This is a genomic window from Halalkalibacter sp. HAAS-P014 (assembly GCF_056619965.1).
In genome coordinates, this window is record NZ_JBWQTV010000028.1 from 21,707 (window position 1) to 40,418 (window position 18,712).

The window sequence follows — 18,712 nt, forward strand, 5'->3', positions numbered from 1 at the left end:
GGATACAATATGAGTAAAGGTACGTTGAAGCAAATTTTATTGTTAACAGACGGTCATTCCAATCAAGGCGAAGATCCGGTAGCGATTGCTGCATTAGCTAGAGAACAAGGGATTACAGTTAATGTTATTGGAGTTGTTGATGGCAACCACTTAAATGAGCAAGGAATTGAGGAAGTTGAGGCAATTGCAATGTCAGGTGGAGGCGTTAGCCAAGTTGTCTATGCAAAGCAATTAGCGCAAACCGTTCAAATGGTCACTAGGAAAGCAATGACACAAACAATTCATGGAGTAGTCAACAAAGAGTTAACACAAATCCTAGGGCAGAATCAGGAAATGGAAGACTTGTCGCCAGCTAAAAGAGGCCAGGTAATGGAAGTAGTAGATGAACTAGGCGAGACAATGAATTTAGATGTGTTAATACTAGTCGATACAAGTGCTAGTATGAAAAACAAGTTGCCGATGGTCCAAGAAGCGTTAACAGATTTGTCTATCAGTCTTACTTCTAGAATGGGAGCAAATCGCTTTGCCCTTTATTCATTTCCCGGGAAGAGAAAAGAAATTGATAAGCTGCTTGACTGGTCACCACAACTAAAATCGCTTTCGGGTATTTTTCAAAAGCTTTCTTCAGGTGGGATTACGCCAACAGGGCCGGCACTCCAAGTTGCCCTACAGAAATTTTCAAAGTCAGGCTCAAGAAGGAGTTTGATGGCTGGTGATGAAGAACAGCTACTCGAAGAATCAGGTATGTAACCTACAGCCTGGAGCGAAGATCGTTGGTAAATGGCATAGCCATCCGTATAAAGTAATACGGACGCTTGGAGCAGGAGCGACAGGCACCGTCTATTTAGCTGACTCAGCAAATGGCCTTGTTGCACTAAAAGTTGGTATGGATAGTATGTCCATTACATCAGAAGTTAATGTATTGAAACATTTCTCGAAGGTTCAAGGACAAACACTTGGACCTTCTTTGCTAGATGTTGATGATTTGGTAACATCTCAAGGAACATTTCCTTTTTATGCTATGGAATATTTAAAAGGAACAGAGTTAATTGAATATATGCAAAAAAAAGGCGTTGAATGGTTAGGGATTTTAATGATTCAACTGCTTGGCGATTTAGATCGTTTGCATAGAGCTGGGTGGGTATTCGGTGACCTTAAGCCTGACAATGTTATCATAGTGGGACCTCCTGCAAGGATTAGATTAATTGATGTAGGTGGGACAACGTTAATTGGACGCTCTATTAAAGAGTATACAGAGTTTTTCGACCGTGGTTATTGGGCTTTAGGATCAAGGAAAGCAGAACCTACCTATGACTTGTTTGCCGTTGCAATGATGATGATCAATTGCGCATATCCGAAACGATTTGAAAAGCAAGGAGAAAAGACGATTCATTTGTTAAAGCAGCGAATAGAAGAGAAATCTTTACTCCTACCGTACCGAGAAATCATCTTAAAAGCATTGCAAGGAAAATATCAAGAGGCGACTGAGATGAGAAAAGATATGGTACAAGCTATTTCAAAAAGTACTAGTTATAAACATAAACCAGTAAAAGTGAAAACGAAGCAAAAGAACCCAAAAGTTAGTAAGAGTCAAAACAAGCCGGAGAGGAAAAAGAAATCTTCCTATTTTGTTGAAATCTTCCTACTTTCCTCTTTTCTTCTATTAGCATATATCCTATACTTATTTGGACAAATGATGTAGGCATTAAAGAAAGATTTGCCATGTAGTTATGGAGGAATTGATATGAACGCGGATCGTATGATGGATATATGTTTGCTTGCTGGTGAAATAATGCTCACATACGGCGCTGAAACATATCGAGTTGAAGAAACGATTGAGCGAATGGCTAAGTCAGCACAATTTAAAAATGTCCATAGCTTTGTAACACCAACCGGAATCTTTTTATCATTTGAAGACGATGGAAAAGGAGATACAATGCAAATGGTACGTGTTGATGACAGGCTTCAAGATTTAAATAAAGTAACGCTTGTTAACCAAGTTTCAAGAGAGTTTGTAAGTCGGGCAATTACAGCTGATGAAGCAATGCACAGACTTGAACAAATAGCGAAAGCGCCAATGAATTATTCTTCGCTTCTCCTCCACCTTTCCTCAGGTGTTGCTGGTGGTGCTTTTTCCTATTTATTCGGTGGCAATCTATTTGATACAATACCGGCATTTATCGCTGGCTTTACTGCAAGTTGGTGCATTACAACCATTCAAGAATATACAAAAGTGAAATTTTTTGCTGAACTTATGTCAGCCTTTATTGGTGGAACCATAGCGATTTTCCTCGTTCTCTTAGGTCTTGGAGAGAATCTAGACCAAGTAATTATAGGTACATTAATGCCACTTGTGCCAGGAATTCCTCTTACAAATGCTGTTAGGGATTTAATGTCGGGTGATTTAATTGCTGGTGTTAGTAGAGGAGCTGAAGCCGTCATAACAGCTCTTTCAATTGCAACAGGTATAGCAATTGCCATTGCGCTATTCTTATAGGAGGCTATCATGATTATTGAGTTACTTTTTTGTTTTCTGGCTACGGTTGCCTTTGGTGTCATCTTTAATGTTCCAAAACGTGCCTTATGGGTTGGAGGAGCAATAGGATCATTAGCGTGGTTTATCTATTCTATGTTGCCGACACTAGGCATGTCGGACGTGTTTGCTACCGTAATTGCCTCCTTTATATGTGCAACAGTTGCTCATATTCTTGCAAAGAAATTTCGTATACCTGTTACTGCATTTAGTATTCCAGCAATTATCCCTCTGGTCCCAGGAAGTAGAGCGTATTTTACGATGTTGGCGCTCGTTGATGGTGATTATTTACACGGCATTCAATTAGGGGTCGAGACGATGCTTCGAGCAGGAGGCATTGCAGCCGGACTTGTGATTGCTTTATCAATTTTCTCAATTGGTAAAGGAGGCATCGGACAACGATATGAAATTAAACGTTCATAATTTTATTAAACGACATAATCTTTTGCATAACTGTGATACTGTTATTGTAGCAGTATCTGGAGGCCCAGATTCAATGGCTCTGCTCGATTACCTTTGGAAAACAAAAAGGCATTATAACGTGGCTGTGTTGGCTTGTCATATTCATCACCAGCTTAGAGGTGAGGAAGCCGAGGAAGATTTTAGGTATGTTGAAGAGTTCTGCAATGACCAAGGGATTCCCTTTGTGGGACAACGTGTAGACGTGAAGAAATATGCAATAGAATATAAGCTAGGAACACAAGTAGCGGCAAGAGAATTAAGGTACCAGTTTTTTGAAAAGCTCCTTTCTGATTATCCCAAAAGTAAACTAGCAACAGGGCATCATGGTGATGACCAAGTTGAAACGATGCTAATGAAAATGGCTAGAGGAAGTCTCCCACTATATTCATATGGAATCCCAGTTGAGAGACGGCTTGGTCTAGGTTCAATTATTCGTCCACTTTTAGGAATAACAAAGAAGGAAATTGAGCAATATTGTATTGAAGCATCACTTGAACCTAGACGTGATTCGAGCAATCAATCTTATGCATATACACGTAATCGTTTCCGTAAAGAGTTACTACCATTTTTAAAAAACGAAAATAAAAATATTCACCTTCATATGCAAAGGAAAATGGAATGGGAACGTGATGATCACGATTTTTTAATGTCTTTGGCTGAGGAAATGAAGTCTTCTGTTATTATGAAACAAAGTGACGAAGGCGTTACAATTTCAAGAACAGCCCTTCTTAAGACAGGACTAGCTTTACAAAGAAGAGTGATTCATCTAATATTAAAATATCTTTATGGGAAAAATTCACCATTGATTACGTCTATACATATTGAGCAAGTACTCGACATGCTTCATCGTGAAAACCCTTCAGCTGAACTGCATTTCTCTCAATCCCTGATCGTCAGAAGAAATTATGATGTTTGTGTTTTTTTTAAGGGACAGGAGGATAAGGTGGAAGAACATTCATATGTTCTTTTAGTCCCGGGAGTAATTACAACACAAAAATGGACAATTGAGACATATGTAACAGAGGATCTTAATATGGTTGAAAAGGACAACCAAATATTTTTGGATTATGATGTAATTTCTCAGCCATTAATTGTGAGGAGCAAGCGACCAAAGGATCGTATGACGTGTCGTGGGATGAATGGAACAAAAAAGGTCGGAAGGTTATTCATTGACCGGAAGATCCCGAAGCTAGACAGAAATCATTGGCCTATTATTGTTGATGGTGAAGGAGAAGTCGTATGGGTGCCATTATTACACAGGTCTAAAGTGGCTACTGTTGGACAACATACGAAAAAGATAGTAGTTTTACGTTGTAGCCGTCAAAATGAAAATGAACTAGGTGAGGAACCTGAAGAATACTAGGAGGTTTGTTTGACATTGATGAAGGATGAAATAAAAGAGGTTCTATTTTCTGAGGAAGAAATACAAGAAAAGTGTCGAGAATTAGGGAAGAAGATCACTGAAGAATATGATGGGAAGTTTCCTTTGGTTATCGGTGTACTAAAGGGTGCAATGCCATTTATGGGGGATCTAACGAAACGAATTGACACGCATATTGAAATGGATTTTATGGATGTGTCTAGCTATGGTGCTGGTATGGTATCTTCAGGGGAGGTCAAAATAGTCAAAGATTTGGACACATCTGTTGAAGGACGGGATGTATTAATCCTTGAAGATATTATTGATAGTGGGCTTACATTAAGCTATCTCGTCAAGCTTTTCCATTATCGTAAAGCTAAGTCAGTGAAAGTGGTAACACTTCTAGATAAGCCAGATGGTCGTAAAGTTGACTTGGCTCCTGATCTAGCAGGATTTACAGTTCCTGATGCGTTTGTAGTAGGTTACGGTCTCGACTATGCAGAAAAGTATCGAAATTTGCCGTATATCGGGGTTTTAAAACCGGAAATTTATGAGAGTTAATGTTTGTGATAAAAAGTGCAGTTGTGGTACTATAAACGAAGCTGTATTGTCGTGGGAGGAGGTCAAGAATGAATCGAATATTCCGTAATACCATTTTTTACTTACTTATCTTTCTCGTCATCATTGGAATTGTAAATGTCTTTAGTACTGATCAAACACAAACAGAAAGTGTGACGTTCACTGAGTTTACAGATAGACTTGACCAAGGTGAGGTTACTGAACTTTCAGTAAAGCCAGTAAGGCAGGTTTACTTAATAAGAGGACAATTTACTGACCAAGAAGAGGGAGAATTTTTTGAAACATATGTACTGCAGAGTGAGCAATCTGCTGAGCTGTTAGCAAACGCTCAGGGTGTAGGTGGGACTCCTCTTGATGTAGATGTTCAACCAGCAGATGAAACAAGTGGCTGGGTGACGTTCTTTACATCAATCATACCGTTTATTATCATCTTTATCTTATTCTTCTTCCTGTTAAGTCAAGCTCAAGGCGGCGGTGGCCGTGTAATGAACTTCGGTAAGAGTAAAGCGAAGCTCGTGAGTGATGATAAGAAGAAAGCGAAATTTAAAGATGTGGCTGGGGCAGATGAAGAAAAGCAAGAGCTTGTTGAAGTTGTTGAATTCTTAAAAGATCCACGTAAGTTCTCAGCAATTGGTGCACGCATTCCTAAAGGTGTTTTGCTTGTGGGACCTCCGGGTACTGGTAAGACATTGCTAGCACGTGCTGTTGCCGGTGAAGCTGGCGTTCCATTCTTCTCAATTAGTGGTTCTGACTTTGTTGAGATGTTTGTTGGTGTCGGTGCATCCCGTGTACGTGATTTGTTTGAAAATGCAAAAAAGAACGCACCATGTATTATCTTCATTGACGAAATTGATGCTGTTGGTCGTCAACGTGGAGCTGGTCTTGGTGGGGGCCACGATGAACGTGAGCAAACTTTGAACCAATTACTTGTTGAAATGGATGGTTTTAGTGCCAATGAAGGGATTATTATTATCGCAGCGACGAACCGTGCCGATATCCTTGACCCTGCATTATTACGTCCAGGACGTTTTGACCGTCAAATTCAGGTAAATCGACCTGATGTTAAAGGCCGTGAACAAGTGCTGAGAGTGCATGCTCGGAATAAGCCGTTAAATGATGATGTTAACCTTGATGCGATTGCAGCAAGAACTCCTGGTTTCTCTGGTGCCGATCTTGAGAACTTGTTAAATGAGGCTGCATTAGTAGCTGCAAGACATAATAAAACAAAAGTAAGCATGATTCATATTGAAGAAGCAATCGACCGAGTGATTGCCGGTCCTGCTAAAAAGAGCCGTGTTATTTCCAAAAAAGAGAAAAACATTGTCGCTTGGCATGAGGCGGGTCATACAGTTGTTGGTGTGAAGTTAGAAAATGCTGATATGGTCCATAAAGTAACAATTGTTCCTAGAGGGATGGCTGGTGGTTATGCAGTTATGCTTCCTAAGGAAGATCGCTACTTTATGACAAAGCCTGAGTTGCTTGATAAGATCATTGGCTTACTAGGAGGCCGTGTTGCTGAAGAAGTTCAATTTGGTGAAGTGAGCACGGGGGCTCATAATGACTTCCAACGTGCGACTGGGATTGCTCGTAAAATGGTAACGGAATATGGAATGAGTGATAAGCTTGGCCCGATGCAATTTGGATCAAACTCTGGTGGGCAAGTTTTCCTAGGTCGTGATATTCAAAATGAACAAAACTACAGTGATGCGTTTGCGCACGAAATTGATTTAGAAGTTCAACGCATCATCAAGGAATGTTACGAGCGTTGTAAACAAATCTTGACAGAAAACAAAGCAAGTTTAGATTTAGTTGCCGAAACATTGCTTGATTTAGAAACACTTGATGCTGAACAAATTAAATCACTTATCAATGAGGGTAAGCTTCCGGATGATCACCATGCTAATAAATATTTAAATGGTGGCAGTGAAAGTGACTCTGATATGAAGGTAACCATTAACTCAAAAAAGGATGAAGAAGTGATTCCTGAAGAGAATAATGATACAGAAGAGAACCAACCTTCTACAGATGATAAGGAAAACAAAGAAGACAAGAAAAAAGAAGATTAATGATTTTTCCGGGGGATGTCGATGATCGACATCCCCTTTTGATGTGATCGTTAAGACTAAAAGTTCAATTACAAGCATAAAAAGAAGGGTTGCTTTATAATAGATCTGAACTGTTGTCAGACGTTAAACACTAAGTGGTTAGTAACGGGATAAGCCGTTGAAAAGAATAGATAAAAGTAGGTAGTTCTATACCTCTGAATACATTTTTTAGGCAACAAAAAAAGCTCGTCTGTTTTGCTAATTTGTTGCCCAAAATAATAGAAGGCCTCATAGTTTAGAGAGGATTTGGTGGTGGATACATATGATATTAGTAATCGATGTAGGTAACACCAATGTTGCATTAGGTGTTTATCAAGGGAGACAATTACAATACAATTGGAAAATTGCAACGAGTCGCGAGAAAACGGAAGATGAATGGGCCATGTCATTAAAAAACTTATTCGAGTATGAACAACTCTCTTTCAGTTCTATTGAGGGAATTATTATTTCTTCAGTCGTTCCTCCGATCATGTATACAATTGAATATATGTGTAAAAAGTACTTCGGAATTAAACCGTTAATAATTGGGCCTGGAATTAAGACAGGTCTTAATGTGAAGTACGACAACCCTAGAGAAGTTGGTGCTGATCGAATTGTAAATGCAGTTGCTGCCATTCAGTTATATGGAAGTCCTCTTATTATCGTTGATTTTGGTACAGCGACTACCTACTGTTACATTAATGAGAACCGTCAATATATGGGAGGTGCAATATCACCTGGTATTTCGATCTCAACGGAAGCACTCTATACAAGAGCATCGAAGCTGCCAAGGATTGAGCTTGCGAAACCTAAAAGTGTACTTGGGACAAATACGATTCACGCTATGCAGGCAGGTATCTTTTATGGCTATGTCGGCCAAGTAGATGGAATTGTTAAACGTATGAAAGCGAACTCGAAACAAGTGCCGACTGTGATTGCAACAGGTGGGATGGCATCGTTAATCGCCGATGAAACGGAAACGATTGATGTGGTAGAGCCGTTTTTAACTTTAAAAGGTTTACAAATGATTTACGAAAAAAATGAGTAAGGAAGGAAAGATGAAGATGGGAGATTATTTAGTAAAAGCAACAGGGTTTGAAGGAAAAGTACGAGCATATTCTTTGGTAGCAACTGATATGGTAAATGAGGCCGTTCGCAGACAAGGAACTTGGCCAACAGCATCGGCTGCTTTAGGTCGTGCGATGATGGCTAGTACAATGATGGCGACAATGTTAAAAGGTGATTCGAAGTTGACTGTTAAAATTGAAGGGCAAGGCCCGATCGGTTCAATTATCATTGATGCAAATACAAAAGGAGAGACGAGAGGGTATGTAACCAATCCTCAAACTCATTTCGATTTGAACAGCCAAGGGAAGTTAGATGTAGCTAGAGCTGTCGGGACAAATGGATTTCTATCTGTTGTAAAAGATTTAGGGTTAAAGGAACATTTTACAGGTAGTGTACCCCTAGTGTCTGGGGAATTGGGGGAGGACTTTACTTATTACTTTGCTTCATCGGAACAAACGCCTTCTTCAGTTGGGGTAGGAGTGCTTGTAAATCCAGATAATACAATAATGGCTGCCGGAGGGTTTATTATTCAACTGATGCCAGGTGCTGATGATGACGTAATAAGTGAAATTGAGAAACGATTATCGACTATACCCGCTATTTCAAAGCTAGTAGAAGCAGGAATGCCTCCGGAGGAAATGCTTGAAGCTCTTTTAGGTGATGGCAATGTAAAAGTTCTTGATAAGCAACCAATTATGTTTGCGTGTCATTGTTCTAAAGAACGCGTTGAGAATGCAATTATTAGCTTAGGGAAAAAAGAAATTCAAGACATGATCGATGAAGATGGTGGAGCTGAGACAGTCTGTCATTTTTGTAATGAGACATACAAATTAAATGCAGAAGAGTTAAAAGGACTATTAGAGCAAGTTTAAAAGGTTTATAAAGAAAGTAGGGAAATTGTTACATTATAATTGACTTATCTGAAAACGTCTGATAGTATAATCTTAACAAAACCAATAAAGTTACTAGGGATTAGGAGGCGTTATCGTGAGTGCAGTTGTAAATTCAGTTGTTGATCTTATTGGACAAACACCGTTAGTGAAGTTAAATCGTCTTGTTTCTGATAAACATGCAGATGTTTATTTGAAGTTAGAGTATATGAATCCTGGAAGTAGTGTAAAGGATCGTATTGCTCTTGCTATGATTGAAGCTGCTGAAAAGGCAGGTAAATTAAAGCCAGGTGTAACAATTGTTGAGCCTACAAGTGGAAATACAGGTATTGGTCTTGCGATGGTAGCAGCGGCTAAAGGCTACAAAGCAAAGCTTGTTATGCCTGAAACAATGAGTATGGAGCGCCGTAACTTATTGCGTGCATACGGAGCAGAGCTAGTCCTAACACCTGGACCAGAAGGTATGGGTGGAGCAATTCGTAAAGCTACAGAGCTCGCTAAAGAAGATGGTTACTTTATGCCACAACAGTTTGAAAATGAAGCAAATCCAGAAATACACCGTAACACAACAGGTAAAGAACTTCTTGAACAAGTTGACGGCCAAATTGACGGCTTTGTATCAGGGATCGGTACAGGCGGAACGATTACAGGTGCAGGTGGTTTATTAAAGGAAAACTTCCCGAATCTTCACATTGCAGCTGTTGAGCCAACTGACTCCCCTGTTCTATCAGGAGGAAATCCAGGGCCTCACAAAATCCAAGGGATTGGTGCTGGTTTCGTACCGAGTATCTTAAATACAGAAATTTACGATTCGGTGATTCAGGTTTCGAACGAACAAGCATTTGAATATGCGCGTCGTGCAGCGCGCGAAGAGGGAATTTTAGGTGGGATTTCTTCTGGAGCAGCAATCTATGCAGCATTAGAGCTTGCTGAAAAGCTTGGAGCAGGTAAAAAAGTAGTAGCGATCATTCCTTCAAATGGTGAACGTTATTTAAGCACACCACTTTATCAATTTGAAGACTAATTGCAAAAAAGCTATGGGGTCTATGACTTCATAGCTTTTTTTATTGTATGAACTTTTGAAATCATTGATAAAGAGCGTTCGTTGCATGTAATTATATTTGCAGGGGAAAATAAGAAAATGATTAGAAGATGAAAGGGGCATGTTTAAAGTGAGTGAAATAGTTATTATTTTGCTTCGGACAATAATAGTGTTTATCATCATTCTAACATTTTTTCGGTTTATGGGAAAAAAGGAATTAGGAGAATTGAGTTTACTAGATATTATTGTATCGCTCATGATTGCTGAATTAGCAGTCATTGCAATTGAAGACCCGGAAGTATCAATGGCAAGGGGACTTGCCCCTATTTTCTTGCTTATTTTTATTCAAGCTATTTTAACTACAATCAGTTTAAAAAATCAGAAGTTCAGGGATCTTATCGAAGGCCGTCCGGTATTGCTTATCGAAAACGGAAAAATCAATCAGGCAAATATGAGGAAACAGCGCTATAATCTTGACGATGTTTTATTCCAACTAAGAGAGAAAGGGATTTCAGATGTTCGAGAAGTGGAATTCGCTGTTTTGGAGAGGTCCGGAAATTTGTCGCTATTTAGAAAAGAAGAAAATAGTTCAATTTTTACGCTGCCATTAATTCAGGATGGAGTCATTCAAGATGACCATCTAAAAGTAATTAAAAAAACAAAAGAGTGGTTACTTCTCGAGTTGCATAAAAGAGGCTATGATCAAATTAAGGACATCTTTTATTGTAGTTATATGAAAGGTCAGTTCTTTATTGAAGAGAAGGAACATAAACGACTTATGAAAATGAACCGGTCGTGAAGAAAATTATTTTTACCTCTTTTCTATTCTCATGTAGAATAGAAAAAAAGAGTGTGGAACGGGAGTGAAAGTAGTGCAATTGAGCCGTACTAGCAGAGTGAAGTCTTTTCCTCTTCAAGAACAAAAGTGGTTCGCGAGCTATCGTTATTTAGCTGCAAACGAGCCCAAACATGTTCTTTTAGAAAGTGGAAGAGGTGGAAGATATAGCATCATAGGATTATCACCTTTTGCAACGATTTCAGGGAAACATCAGACATTAACGGTCGAAATAGATGGACAGGTGGAAACGAAGAATGGACCTTTGCTAGAGAGTTTAAAAGAAGTTCTAGCTCCGTATTATCAAAAAACTATTCCGGAATTGCCACCGTTTCAAGGTGGGGCGATTGGGTATTTTTCATATGACATTGTCCGGGAAATTGAGAATTTACCAATGATTGCAGAAGATGATTTACAATTACCAGATTTGTATTTCATGGTTTTTAATGATGTGTTTGTATATGATCATGAACAAGCGATGATGTGGGTTATTGTTCATGGGGAAAAAGAAGATGGCAGCTTGCTAGAAAAAAGAGTCGAGCAATATGTTAAGCGGTGGCAAGAAGAAAGGGAAAGCAGCTTAAAGAAAAGTTCGATTAAGAATGATGAAACATCTGAAACAAACGCTTCGTTTTCAGAAGAGGCATTTTGTGAAGCTGTTGAGAAGGTGAAGGAATACATTGCAAGTGGAGATGTGTTTCAAGTTAATTTATCGGTAAGGCAAACCAAGGACTTAGTAACAGAGCCTTTCCATGTGTATGAAGTGTTACGAAAACTAAATCCATCCCCGTATATGGGGTATTTACAAACACCCGAGTTTCAGTTTGTCAGTGCTTCGCCTGAATTATTAGTGAAGAAGGATGGCTTAGAACTAAGTACAAGACCAATCGCTGGAACGCGCTCACGCGGAAAAGACGAGCAGGAAGACCAAGAACTAGCCAATACATTAATTAACAATGAAAAAGAACGAGCTGAACACGTAATGCTTGTTGATTTAGAAAGAAACGACTTAGGACGGGTATCAGAGTATGGATCGGTTGAAGTCGATGAATTGATGGTGATCGAAAAGTACTCACATGTGATGCACATTGTATCGAATGTGAAGGGAACATTGGCCGATGGTTATGACCTTTACGATGTGATTCGTGCAACATTTCCAGGAGGAACTATTACGGGTGCACCTAAAGTAAGGACGATGGAAATTATTGAAGAGCTTGAACCTGTTAAGAGAGGCATTTATACTGGATCTATAGGATGGATTGGGTTTGATGAGAATATGGAATTAAATATTGCGATCCGCACAATGGTCTGTAAGGATGGGAAGGCTCATGTACAGGCCGGTGCAGGAGTGGTCATCGACTCGAATCCTACAAATGAATACAAAGAATCATTAAAGAAGGCTAGAGCACTTTGGCATGCGCTGGAGACTAGTGAAGAAGAGATGAGAAGAAAAACGGTCAGTATGAGCTGAGGAGGAGAAAAGAATGATTTTAATGATTGATAATTATGATTCATTTACGTACAACCTTGTCCAGTACTTAGGGGAAATGGGGCATGAATTAGTCGTTCGCCGCAATGACCAAATTACATTAGAAGAAATAGAAGAGTTAAATCCGAATTACCTTATGATATCACCTGGACCAAAAAGTCCAAATGAAGCAGGGATCAGCCTCGAGGCGATTAAGTACTTTGCTGGTAAAATACCCGTATTTGGTGTTTGTTTAGGCCATCAGTCAATAGCACAAGTATTTGGTGGCGATGTTGTCCGTGCAGAGCGCCTTATGCACGGGAAAACTTCCGATATTCGCCATGATGGAGAGACGATTTTTAAGGGGTTGCCGTCCCCTCTTACGACAACGAGATATCATTCTTTAATTGTAAAAAAAGAAACATTGCCTGAATGTTTTATTGTATCAGCTGAAACTGATGAAGGAGAAATAATGGCAATCCGTCATCGTGAGCTTGCAGTAGAAGGAGTGCAGTTTCATCCAGAATCAATTATGACAGATTTTGGTAAACAGCTTTTGCGTAATTTTATAGAAACGTATGGCAAGGAGAAATCAACGTGTTCGTCTATGTAAATGGCCATATTATTAGCAAAGAACAAGCTACTATTTCTGCTTTTGATCATGGATATATGTACGGTCTAGGTTTATTTGAGACGTTTCGTGTTGATGATGGTCATCCATTTTTGCTGGATGACCATTTTCAGCGTTTACAAGAAAGTCTAGAGAGTATAGGAATCAAGTGGGAGATGCAGAAGGAAGAGGTTAACCAAGTTATAAAGGATCTGCTAAAGGCAAATCAATTAACGAGTGCTTATGTGAGGTGGAATGTTTCAGCGGGCCCAGAAGACGTCGGTTTATATACTGGTGAATACAATGAACCGACAACTATTGTATATATGAAACCATTACCGAGTCAGGTTGTAAGTGCTAAAGATGCCAAACTCCTCTCTGTTAAACGGAATACACCAGAGGGGACTTATCGTTTGAAGTCCCACCATTATTTAAATAGTGTCTTGGCAAAACGAGAAGTAGGCGATCATAGAAATATAGAAGGAATTTTTCTCACAAATGACCGTTTTGTGGCAGAAGGGGTTGTTTCTAATCTATTTTGGGTTAAAAACGGGACGGTCTATACGCCTTCAACGGAGACAGGTATTTTAAATGGCATTACTAGGCAGTTTGTTCTTGCGCTATTGGACAAACTAGAAGTGCCTTATGAAGTCGGTTTCTATCGTGCTAATGATGTGATGAACGCAGACGAAGCATTTATCACAAACTCGATCCAAGAAATCGTGCCCCTCCAGTCGTTTGGTGGTCAAGCATACAAGGGATCACATAAAGTAACAGATTTAGTAAAACAACAATACACGTTGCATCGCAAAAACCGGTTATGGAGCAGATCGGAAATAATGGGAGGCTTATAATGAATCAGCTAGAAACAAATCGTACACTGATTATGGGGATTTTAAATGTCACGCCGGACTCTTTTTCTGACGGTGGTAAGTTTAATGAGTGGCAGCTTGCAATTGAACGTGCCAAACAGCTTGTTCAAGACGGAGCGGATATCATCGACATTGGGGGAGAGTCAACAAGACCGGGATTCACTTTTGTTGAAGAAGAAGAGGAAATTAGAAGGGTAGTCCCTATTATAGAAAAGTTGGCAAGTGAACTTACCGTTCCAATTTCAATTGATACGTATAAACCGGAAGTGGCTAAGCGTGCACTTGAGGCAGGCGCTACGATTATTAATGATATTTGGGGCGCAAAATGGGACAAGCGTATGGCTGATGTTGCAGCCCGTTACAATGTGCCGATCATTCTCATGCATAACCGGGAAGACGTAACGTATAAGGAATTAATTCCTGAAGTAATCAGTGATTTAGAAGAGAGTATTTCCATCTGTCTTGAAGCTGGTGTGACAAAAGATAAGATTATTCTAGATCCAGGTATCGGTTTTGCAAAAAGTTATGAAGAGAATATGGAGGTAATGAGAAACTTAGATAAGATCGTGGAAATGGGCTATCCCGTATTGCTTGGTACTTCACGGAAGTCAATTATTGCCGAAACGCTCAATCTGCCAGTTGATGAGCGTGTAGAAGGGACAGGGGCAACTGTTTGCCACGGAATTATGAAAGGCTGTGGTATTATGCGCGTCCATGATGTAAAAGAAATGTCGCGAATGGCCGTGATGATGGATGCTCTTGTTAGAAAAGGAGAAGAACATGGATAAAATCTATATGAATCAGCTAGCCTTTTATGGATATCATGGCGTATTTACAGAGGAAAAAAAGCTAGGTCAGCGTTTTATCGTTGATATAATATTAGAGCTGGATTTAAGTGAAGCGGGCTCATCAGATAATTTAGAAGCGACGATCAATTACGGTGATGTGTATAAAAGAGTTGAGGCAATTGTTGAAGGAAAGCCTTATAAATTGGTTGAGTCAGTTGCTGAGAAAATTGCTAGTGAGCTATTAAATACCTACGATCGCTTACAAATGTGTACGGTGAAATTGATAAAGCCAGATCCTCCGATTCCTGGTCATTATCAATCTGTAGCGATTGAGATTACGAGGAAACGGACATGAAACATGACGTATATATTGCTTTAGGGTCCAATATTGGAGAACGATCTAGTTATTTAGATAAAGCGATTGTGCTTCTTGAGCAAGATGAGAACATAGATCTTGAAAAGTGTTCCTCGATCTATGAGACAGAACCGATTGGCTATGTCGATCAGCAATCATTTTTAAATATGGTTATCAATGTAAAAACTTCCTACAGCGCTAGGGAATTATTGGCTGTGACTCAGTCGGTCGAACGTCGCTGTGGACGTGAGCGCGATGTTAGGTGGGGACCACGGACATTAGACCTTGACATTTTGCTGTTTGACAAAGAGAATATGATGATGGAGCAGCTAATCATTCCCCATCCAAGGATGTGGGAACGTGCGTTTGTGGTTGTTCCGCTCATGGAAATCCATCCAAATCTTTATGCTGATCATCTCAAGCAGTCGATTCAACAAATATATGAATCATTACCGGATAAAGAAGGAGTAAGGGTATGGAATCCACAAACAACGGAAGAAAAATCCGAGCGTTCAGAAAGCTCAAAGGTTATACGCAAGAAGAATTTGCAAAAAAAGTAGGCGTGTCGGTTTCTCTATTAGGAGCAATTGAGCGAGGAACTAAACTTGCGAATGATACTATGCTAGAGAAAATGGCCTCCGTTTTAAATATATCAAAATATGAGTTGCTATAAGAATTCGACGAAAGAGACAGTTCTCTTTTGTACAAACGCAAACTTTTGGAGGTGAAAGGTATGTTAAAGATCGGTAATATTGAAATGAAAAATCAAGTTGTTCTAGCACCAATGGCCGGGGTTTGTAATCCTGCTTTCCGTTTAATCGCAAAAGAATTCGGTACAGGATTAGTGTGCGCTGAGATGGTCAGTGATAAAGCAATTTTGCACGGGAATGAAAAATCTCTTAGCATGTTATATGTAGATGATCGAGAAAAACCGTTAAGCTTACAGATTTTTGGTGGAGAAAGAGAAACGCTAGTTAAAGCGGCTAAATTCGTAGATAAAAATACGAATGCAGATATTATTGATATTAATATGGGATGCCCAGTCCCGAAAATCACAAAATGTGATGCCGGTGCAAAGTGGTTACTTGATCCGAATAAAATCTATGAAATGGTTGCAGCAACGGTTGATGCTGTTGATAAACCTGTAACCGTAAAAATGCGTATAGGTTGGGACTCAGATCATGTCTATGCTGTAGAAAATGCCCGCGCTGTTGAACGTGCAGGGGGGAGTGCAGTTGCTGTACATGGTCGGACGCGTGTGCAAATGTATGAAGGCACAGCAGACTGGAATATCATTAAAGAAGTAAAAGAAGCTGTCAATATTCCTGTTATCGGTAATGGGGATGTGAAAACGCCACAAGACGCGCGCCGTATGTTAGACGAGATTGGTGTAGATGGTGTCATGATTGGGCGAGCAGCATTGGGTAACCCTTGGATGCTTTACCAAACGATCCAATACCTAGAGAATGGTACGTTAGCTGATGAGCCAACGCCACGTGAAAAAATTGATGTTTGCATGCTGCACCTAGATCGACTTATTAAGATAAAGGGTGAGCATGTTGCGGTTCGTGAAATGCGCAAACATGCAGCCTGGTATTTAAAAGGAATGCGTGGAAATGGTCCTGTTCGCGATAAGATAAATAGCTTCGAGACAAGAGATGATGTAGCAAACAGTTTGTATACATTTGTTGAAGAGTTAGAAGTGCAAATGACTGAAAAGGCAAACGCTGTTTGACTTTTCTGATAGACTTCACTATAATTCGTGTGTAATTATAAAACTGCCAGTGTGATACGCTGGCAGTTTTTCTACATATAAGAACTACTAAAATGGGCTATAATGATAGAGAATAGAGGAGATGATGTACATGGCTCAAGAACTTGAGTTAAATGATCAGTTAGCCGTGCGCAGAGACAAGCTAACGAATTTGCAGGGAGAAGGGAAAGATCCATTCGGAGGGCGCTTTGAACGCTCGCATACTGCTAAATCTATGGAAGAAGCATATGGTGCGGAAACAAAAGAAGGCCTTGAAGAAGCAGGCTATGAAGTAACTCTTGCTGGCCGTATTATGACTAAGCGAGGTAAAGGGAAGGCTGGGTTTGCACATATTCAAGATTTAACAGGACAAGTTCAAATCTATGTTCGCCAAGATGCAGTAGGCGAGGAGCAATATGAGTTATTCAAAACGATTGATATTGGAGATATCGTTGGAGTAACAGGAACGGCTTTTAAAACGAAAGTAGGAGAGTTGTCAATTAAAGTAACCAACTTTGAACTTCTCTCTAAGTCACTTCGTCCACTGCCGGATAAATTCCATGGCTTAAAAGATATTGAGCAGCGCTATCGCCAGCGTTATGTGGATCTAATCGTGAACCCAGAGGTTCGTGATACATTTGTGATGCGCAGTAAAATCCTGCGATCAATGCGTAATTATTTGGATTCGCAAGGGTACTTAGAGGTTGAAACACCGACGATGCATTCTATCCCAGGGGGAGCTTCAGCTCGTCCATTTGTTACGCATCATAATGCGCTTGATATGACACTTTATATGCGTATTGCAATTGAGCTGCACTTGAAACGTTTAATTGTAGGTGGTCTAGAAAAGGTTTATGAAATCGGTCGTGTTTTTCGTAATGAAGGTGTATCAACTCGCCATAATCCAGAATTTACAATGATCGAGCTATATGAAGCATATGCTGACTATCAGGATATTATGACGTTAACAGAGGAGTTAGTGGCACATATTGCAAAGGAAGTACTCGGTACAACAACTGTAGCGTACGGTGAATATGAATTAGATCTAGAGCCGAAGTGGAAAAGAGTCCATATGGTTGATGCTATTAAAGAAAAGACCGGTGTAGACTTTTGGAAAGAGATGACAGATGAGGAAGCTCGCGCGATTGCCAAAGAACACAATGTTCCTGTAAAAGAAACGATGTCTTATGGTCATGTTGTTAATGAATTCTTTGAGCACTTTGTGGAAGAAGAACTTATTCAACCTACATTTGTGTATGGGCACCCATTAGCGATTTCTCCACTTGCAAAGAAAAATCCAGAAGATCCACGTTTTACAGATCGCTTTGAATTATTCATTGTTGGTCGTGAACACGCGAATGCTTTTACGGAGTTAAATGATCCTATTGACCAACGTCAGCGTTTTGAACAGCAGCTTGTCGAACGTGAACAAGGTGATGACGAGGCTCATATGATGGATGAAGATTTCGTTGAGGCGTTAGAGTATGGAATGCCTCCAACTGGCGGTTTAGGGATTGGAATTGATCGTTTAGTTATGTTGTTAACTAATTCACCGTCGATTCGAGATGTTTTGTTATTCCCACAAATGAGAAGTCGTGAACAAGGTGAAGCTTAGTTAGCATTGTTATCTTATCGAAAGGTCAGCGAGGAGGTCGTTGGCCTTTTATTTTAAAGTATTTTAAAAAAGGTGTTGCATTTAAAAAGTAATGATGGTATATTATTTCTTGTCGCCAAGAGCGATAAAAAAACAATAAAACGTTATTGACAAATTAATTTCGTTTTGTTACGATACAAAGGTCGCTATAAAACGACAAATAATGAGTTCTTTGAAAACTGAACAAAAGCCAAGCGAAATAAAGATACATGGTATCTCAGGGATTTTCAAGAAAATCCCAACGTAATTATTATTGCATTGCTAGCGTGATGCAAATTGAGCTAATCAGCTTACCATTTTCATGGAGAGTTTGATCCTGGCTCAGGACGAACGCTGGCGGCGTGCCTAATACATGCAAG

General features: G+C 39.7%; 20 protein-coding genes and 1 rRNA gene. All 21 read left to right on the plus strand.

The features are described 5' to 3' along the window. Positions 1-9 precede the first annotated feature (9 nt). Entirely contained in the window at positions 10-750 is a 741-nt protein-coding gene (locus AC1FXZ_RS20370) for a vWA domain-containing protein (protein ID WP_480057080.1), read from the plus strand. Continuing rightward, positions 716-1,702, plus strand: coding sequence for a serine/threonine protein kinase (locus AC1FXZ_RS20375; RefSeq protein ID WP_480057116.1), 987 nt, complete (start codon positions 716-718; stop codon positions 1,700-1,702). Before AC1FXZ_RS20370 ends, AC1FXZ_RS20375 begins: the two co-directional genes overlap by 35 nt. 42 nt (positions 1,703-1,744) lie before the next feature. Continuing rightward, entirely contained in the window at positions 1,745-2,497 is a 753-nt protein-coding gene (locus AC1FXZ_RS20380; RefSeq protein ID WP_480057082.1) for a threonine/serine exporter family protein, read from the plus strand. 9 nt (positions 2,498-2,506) lie between these two features. Further along, the gene (locus AC1FXZ_RS20385; protein WP_480057084.1) at positions 2,507-2,956 is read left to right on the plus strand and encodes a threonine/serine exporter family protein; all 450 of its coding nucleotides are present in this window, start codon (positions 2,507-2,509) and stop codon (positions 2,954-2,956) included. After that, the gene (gene tilS, locus AC1FXZ_RS20390; RefSeq protein WP_480057086.1) at positions 2,937-4,358 is read left to right on the plus strand and encodes a tRNA lysidine(34) synthetase TilS; all 1,422 of its coding nucleotides are present in this window, start codon (positions 2,937-2,939) and stop codon (positions 4,356-4,358) included. Before AC1FXZ_RS20385 ends, tilS begins: the two co-directional genes overlap by 20 nt. 18 nt (positions 4,359-4,376) lie before the next feature. Next, the gene (hpt, locus tag AC1FXZ_RS20395) at positions 4,377-4,916 is read left to right on the plus strand and encodes a hypoxanthine phosphoribosyltransferase (RefSeq protein ID WP_480057118.1); all 540 of its coding nucleotides are present in this window, start codon (positions 4,377-4,379) and stop codon (positions 4,914-4,916) included. A 68-nt stretch (positions 4,917-4,984) separates the two neighbouring features. After that, positions 4,985-7,000 carry an ATP-dependent zinc metalloprotease FtsH gene (gene ftsH, locus AC1FXZ_RS20400; protein ID WP_480057088.1) on the plus strand — a complete coding sequence of 672 codons (2,016 nt, stop codon included), beginning with the start codon at positions 4,985-4,987 and terminating at the stop codon, positions 6,998-7,000. A 301-nt stretch (positions 7,001-7,301) separates the two neighbouring features. After that, positions 7,302-8,066: a type III pantothenate kinase gene (locus tag AC1FXZ_RS20405; RefSeq protein ID WP_480057090.1), complete on the plus strand. Its 765-nt coding sequence runs from the start codon at positions 7,302-7,304 to the stop codon at positions 8,064-8,066. Between the two features lie 16 nt (positions 8,067-8,082). Beyond that, entirely contained in the window at positions 8,083-8,958 is an 876-nt protein-coding gene (hslO, locus tag AC1FXZ_RS20410) for an Hsp33 family molecular chaperone HslO (RefSeq protein WP_480057120.1), read from the plus strand. Between the two features lie 115 nt (positions 8,959-9,073). Beyond that, positions 9,074-10,000 carry a cysteine synthase A gene (gene cysK, locus AC1FXZ_RS20415; protein ID WP_480057092.1) on the plus strand — a complete coding sequence of 309 codons (927 nt, stop codon included), beginning with the start codon at positions 9,074-9,076 and terminating at the stop codon, positions 9,998-10,000. A 148-nt stretch (positions 10,001-10,148) separates the two neighbouring features. After that, a complete protein-coding gene (locus AC1FXZ_RS20420; RefSeq protein WP_480057094.1) occupies positions 10,149-10,817 on the plus strand; it encodes a DUF421 domain-containing protein in 669 nt (222 codons plus the stop codon). 73 nt (positions 10,818-10,890) lie between these two features. Continuing rightward, the gene (gene pabB, locus AC1FXZ_RS20425) at positions 10,891-12,324 is read left to right on the plus strand and encodes an aminodeoxychorismate synthase, component I (RefSeq protein ID WP_480057096.1); all 1,434 of its coding nucleotides are present in this window, start codon (positions 10,891-10,893) and stop codon (positions 12,322-12,324) included. A gap of 13 nt (positions 12,325-12,337) precedes the next feature. Next, positions 12,338-12,934 carry an aminodeoxychorismate/anthranilate synthase component II gene (gene pabA, locus AC1FXZ_RS20430; protein WP_480057098.1) on the plus strand — a complete coding sequence of 199 codons (597 nt, stop codon included), beginning with the start codon at positions 12,338-12,340 and terminating at the stop codon, positions 12,932-12,934. Next, positions 12,919-13,785, plus strand: coding sequence for an aminodeoxychorismate lyase (gene pabC, locus AC1FXZ_RS20435; protein ID WP_480057100.1), 867 nt, complete (start codon positions 12,919-12,921; stop codon positions 13,783-13,785). Before pabA ends, pabC begins: the two co-directional genes overlap by 16 nt. After that, positions 13,785-14,591: a dihydropteroate synthase gene (gene folP, locus AC1FXZ_RS20440; RefSeq protein ID WP_480057102.1), complete on the plus strand. Its 807-nt coding sequence runs from the start codon at positions 13,785-13,787 to the stop codon at positions 14,589-14,591. The genes pabC and folP overlap by 1 nt, the downstream gene beginning before the upstream one ends. Next, positions 14,584-14,946 carry a dihydroneopterin aldolase gene (gene folB, locus AC1FXZ_RS20445; RefSeq protein ID WP_480057104.1) on the plus strand — a complete coding sequence of 121 codons (363 nt, stop codon included), beginning with the start codon at positions 14,584-14,586 and terminating at the stop codon, positions 14,944-14,946. Before folP ends, folB begins: the two co-directional genes overlap by 8 nt. After that, positions 14,943-15,506 carry a 2-amino-4-hydroxy-6-hydroxymethyldihydropteridine diphosphokinase gene (gene folK, locus AC1FXZ_RS20450; protein WP_480057106.1) on the plus strand — a complete coding sequence of 188 codons (564 nt, stop codon included), beginning with the start codon at positions 14,943-14,945 and terminating at the stop codon, positions 15,504-15,506. Before folB ends, folK begins: the two co-directional genes overlap by 4 nt. Beyond that, entirely contained in the window at positions 15,422-15,619 is a 198-nt protein-coding gene (locus AC1FXZ_RS20455) for a helix-turn-helix domain-containing protein (protein ID WP_480057108.1), read from the plus strand. The genes folK and AC1FXZ_RS20455 overlap by 85 nt, the downstream gene beginning before the upstream one ends. A 60-nt stretch (positions 15,620-15,679) precedes the next feature. Beyond that, positions 15,680-16,681 carry a tRNA dihydrouridine synthase DusB gene (gene dusB / locus AC1FXZ_RS20460; protein ID WP_480057110.1) on the plus strand — a complete coding sequence of 334 codons (1,002 nt, stop codon included), beginning with the start codon at positions 15,680-15,682 and terminating at the stop codon, positions 16,679-16,681. A 130-nt stretch (positions 16,682-16,811) separates the two neighbouring features. Beyond that, complete coding sequence (gene lysS / locus AC1FXZ_RS20465; protein WP_480057112.1) at positions 16,812-18,314, plus strand: lysine--tRNA ligase; 1,503 nt, start codon at positions 16,812-16,814, stop codon at positions 18,312-18,314. A gap of 337 nt (positions 18,315-18,651) precedes the next feature. After that, positions 18,652-18,712, plus strand: a 16S ribosomal RNA gene (locus tag AC1FXZ_RS20470); the annotation flags it as partial.

Bases quoted from the DNA above. Each gene is read 5' to 3' on its own strand.
- AC1FXZ_RS20370 (WP_480057080.1), top strand. From the start codon at position 10: ATGAGTAAAGGTACGTTGAAGCAAATTTTATTGTTAACAGACGGTCAT.
- AC1FXZ_RS20375 (WP_480057116.1), top strand. From the start codon at position 716: ATGAAGAACAGCTACTCGAAGAATCAGGTATGTAACCTACAGCCTGGA.
- AC1FXZ_RS20380 (WP_480057082.1), top strand. From the start codon at position 1,745: ATGAACGCGGATCGTATGATGGATATATGTTTGCTTGCTGGTGAAATA.
- AC1FXZ_RS20385 (WP_480057084.1), top strand. From the start codon at position 2,507: ATGATTATTGAGTTACTTTTTTGTTTTCTGGCTACGGTTGCCTTTGGT.
- tilS (WP_480057086.1), top strand. From the start codon at position 2,937: ATGAAATTAAACGTTCATAATTTTATTAAACGACATAATCTTTTGCAT.
- hpt (WP_480057118.1), top strand. From the start codon at position 4,377: ATGAAGGATGAAATAAAAGAGGTTCTATTTTCTGAGGAAGAAATACAA.
- ftsH (WP_480057088.1), top strand. From the start codon at position 4,985: ATGAATCGAATATTCCGTAATACCATTTTTTACTTACTTATCTTTCTC.
- AC1FXZ_RS20405 (WP_480057090.1), top strand. From the start codon at position 7,302: ATGATATTAGTAATCGATGTAGGTAACACCAATGTTGCATTAGGTGTT.
- hslO (WP_480057120.1), top strand. From the start codon at position 8,083: ATGGGAGATTATTTAGTAAAAGCAACAGGGTTTGAAGGAAAAGTACGA.
- pabA (WP_480057098.1), top strand. From the start codon at position 12,338: ATGATTTTAATGATTGATAATTATGATTCATTTACGTACAACCTTGTC.
- folP (WP_480057102.1), top strand. From the start codon at position 13,785: ATGAATCAGCTAGAAACAAATCGTACACTGATTATGGGGATTTTAAAT.
- folB (WP_480057104.1), top strand. From the start codon at position 14,584: ATGGATAAAATCTATATGAATCAGCTAGCCTTTTATGGATATCATGGC.
- folK (WP_480057106.1), top strand. From the start codon at position 14,943: ATGAAACATGACGTATATATTGCTTTAGGGTCCAATATTGGAGAACGA.
- AC1FXZ_RS20455 (WP_480057108.1), top strand. From the start codon at position 15,422: ATGGAATCCACAAACAACGGAAGAAAAATCCGAGCGTTCAGAAAGCTC.
- dusB (WP_480057110.1), top strand. From the start codon at position 15,680: ATGTTAAAGATCGGTAATATTGAAATGAAAAATCAAGTTGTTCTAGCA.
- lysS (WP_480057112.1), top strand. From the start codon at position 16,812: ATGGCTCAAGAACTTGAGTTAAATGATCAGTTAGCCGTGCGCAGAGAC.